The sequence below is a fragment of the Paraburkholderia diazotrophica genome (genome assembly GCF_900108945.1).
GTDB classification, from domain to species: domain Bacteria; phylum Pseudomonadota; class Gammaproteobacteria; order Burkholderiales; family Burkholderiaceae; genus Paraburkholderia; species Paraburkholderia diazotrophica.
In genome coordinates, this window is sequence record NZ_FNYE01000097.1 from 1 (window position 1) to 2,429 (window position 2,429).

Here is a 2,429-nt window from a genome sequence, read left to right on the forward strand (position 1 = left end):
CAGGAAAAAACAAGCGGAAAGCTTCTCTCACGATCAATCTGCCTCTGTTTGCGCCCGAATGGATGAAAACAACGGCTTGTTCAGCGTTGCCTTAAGTGATGCGGCACATCGTCCTAGTTCGCGTCACGAGCGGTAGCCGCCCCCGTCGCGGTCCAGGAGGCGCAATAGCGCCGTCCATTCGCGGTCGAGATGGACCGTGTCCAGATAGGCATAGTCGTCGTGCTGCTTCGCTGCGTGCTCACAAACTTCGGGCGAAGGAATGGTCACCTTCTGCCCGGCGGAGAGCGTCGCGACCTGAATCTCGCACGCCTTGTTCAGGTAAAACATGCGTGTAAACGCTTCCGCAACCGAACGTCCCGTCGTGAGCAAACCATGGTTACGCAGTATGAGAAAGTCCTTCCTGCCGATCGACTTGACGATGCGTTCGCGCTCGTCCAGCACCAGCGAGATCCCTTCATATTCGTGATACGCCACGCGGTTATAGAACTGCATGCTGATCTGATTCAACGGAAGGAGGCCACATTCCATCGCGGCGACAGCCATCCCGTAGGTCGTGTGAAGGTGTACGACGCATTCGACGTCATGACGCGCCTGATGCAATGCGCTGTGGATCGTGAATCCGGCCGCGTTGACCTCAAACCGCTCATCGCCTATCGGATTGCCGTTTACGTCGATCTTCACGAGAGATGAAGCCGTGATCTCGTCAAAAAACCAGCCATGCGGATTAATCAGGAACTGATCAGTGGTCCCCGGCACCCGTGCCGAGATATGCGTGTAGATCAGATCTGTCAGGTCGAACCTGGCCGCCAGCCGATAGGCTGCAGCAAGCTGGACGCGCGTGTCCCACTCGGGTTGGGAAATATTTCGGGGCTTGCGATTCACGTGCGGGTCAGTAGTAGAAATCATGCTGGAATCTCTATGCGATGGGAATTAACGGTGGAAGACGAGTGGGAACGGCTATTTCAGTTCTGCAACCATCGCGGGGACTGATTCAAAAAGATCGCCAACAAGGCCATAGTCGGCAACGCTGAAAATCGGCGCTTCCTCGTCCTTGTTGATCGCGACGATCACCTTCGAGTCCTTCATGCCCGCGAGGTGCTGGATCGCGCCCGAGATGCCCACGGCAATGTACAGCTGCGGCGCAACGATCTTGCCCGTCTGGCCGACCTGATAGTCGTTCGGCACATAGCCCGCATCGACGGCTGCACGCGAGGCGCCCATGGCTGCGCCCAGCTTGTCGGCGAGCGGCTCGAGAATCTTCGTGTAGTTCTCGCCGCTGCCCAGCCCCCGGCCGCCCGACACGATGATGTTCGCCGACGTCAGTTCCGGACGGTCCAGCTCCGTCACTTCGCGGCTCACGAACTGCGAGATGCCTGCATCGGCTGCGGCTTCGATCTGCTCGACCGACACACTGCCGCCTTCCGCTGCAACCGGATCGAAACCCGTTGCGCGCACCGTGACGACCTTGACGGGGTCAGCCGATTGCACGATCGCGATCGCGTTGCCCGCATAGATCGGACGCTCGAACGTGTCGGCGCTATCGACCGCCGTGATGTCACTGATCTGCGCGACGTCCAGCTTTGCGGCGATGCGCGGCGCGATGTTCTTGCCGTAGGCCGTCGCGGGCGCAAGGATGTGCGAGTAGTTCTTCGCCGGGTCTTGCACAAGCGTCAGCACCGTTGCCTCGACGTTTTCCGCCAGGCCTTCCGCCAGTTGAGGCGCATCGGCGAGCAGCACCTTTGCGGCGCCTGCAATCTTCGCAGCCGCGTCCGCAGCAGCATGTGCGTTGTGGCCCGCAACCAGCACGTGAATGTCGCCGCCGATTTTCTGCGCAGCGGCGACAGTGTTCAGCGTCGCGGCTTTGATCGACGCGTTGTCGTGTTCAGCAATTACCAGAATCGTCATTTCATTCGTCTCCGCTTTCCGCAAATTCGCGTTGATCAAAGCACCTTGGCTTCCGTCTTGAGCTTCTCGACCAGCGTCTTCACGTCCGGCACCTTGACGCCGGCGGAGCGCTTCGGCGGCTCGCTGACCTTCAGCGTCTTCAGACGCGGCGTGACGTCGACGCCCAGGTCTTCGGGCTTCACGGTTTCGAGCGGCTTCTTCTTCGCCTTCATGATGTTGGGCAGCGTCACGTAACGCGGCTCGTTCAGGCGCAGATCGGTCGTCACCACGGCGGGCAATTTCAGCGACAACGTCTCCGCGCCGCCATCGACTTCACGCGACACCGTCGCCTTGCCATCAGCCACGACAACCTTCGACGCAAACGTCGCCTGCGGCAGATTCGCCAGCGCGGCGAGCATCTGGCCCGTCTGATTGGAGTCGTCGTCGATGGCCTGCTTGCCGAGAATCACCAGCTGCGGCTGCTCCTTGTCGACCAGCGCCTTCAGCAGCTTGGCAACGGCCAGCGGCTGCAGATCTTCATTCGA

At 60.1% G+C, this 2,429-nt stretch carries 3 protein-coding genes; all 3 read right to left on the reverse strand.

Annotation, left to right across the window (positions count from 1 at the left end):
- Positions 1-123: 123 nt before the first annotated feature.
- Positions 124-906, reverse strand: coding sequence for a class II aldolase/adducin family protein (locus tag BMW76_RS39950; protein ID WP_090874163.1), 783 nt, complete (start codon positions 904-906; stop codon positions 124-126).
- A gap of 51 nt (positions 907-957) precedes the next feature.
- The gene (locus BMW76_RS39955; RefSeq protein ID WP_090874165.1) at positions 958-1,905 is read right to left on the reverse strand and encodes an electron transfer flavoprotein subunit alpha/FixB family protein; all 948 of its coding nucleotides are present in this window, start codon (positions 1,903-1,905) and stop codon (positions 958-960) included.
- A gap of 35 nt (positions 1,906-1,940) precedes the next feature.
- On the reverse strand, positions 1,941-2,429 hold a 489-nt coding region (locus BMW76_RS39960), incomplete at its 5' end, for an electron transfer flavoprotein subunit beta/FixA family protein (protein ID WP_090874164.1).

Excerpts from the sequence above, each read along its gene's own strand:
- BMW76_RS39955 (WP_090874165.1), bottom strand. The coding sequence starts at position 1,905 with ATGACGATTCTGGTAATTGCTGAACACGACAACGCGTCGATCAAAGCC.
- BMW76_RS39950 (WP_090874163.1), bottom strand. The coding sequence starts at position 906 with ATGATTTCTACTACTGACCCGCACGTGAATCGCAAGCCCCGAAATATT.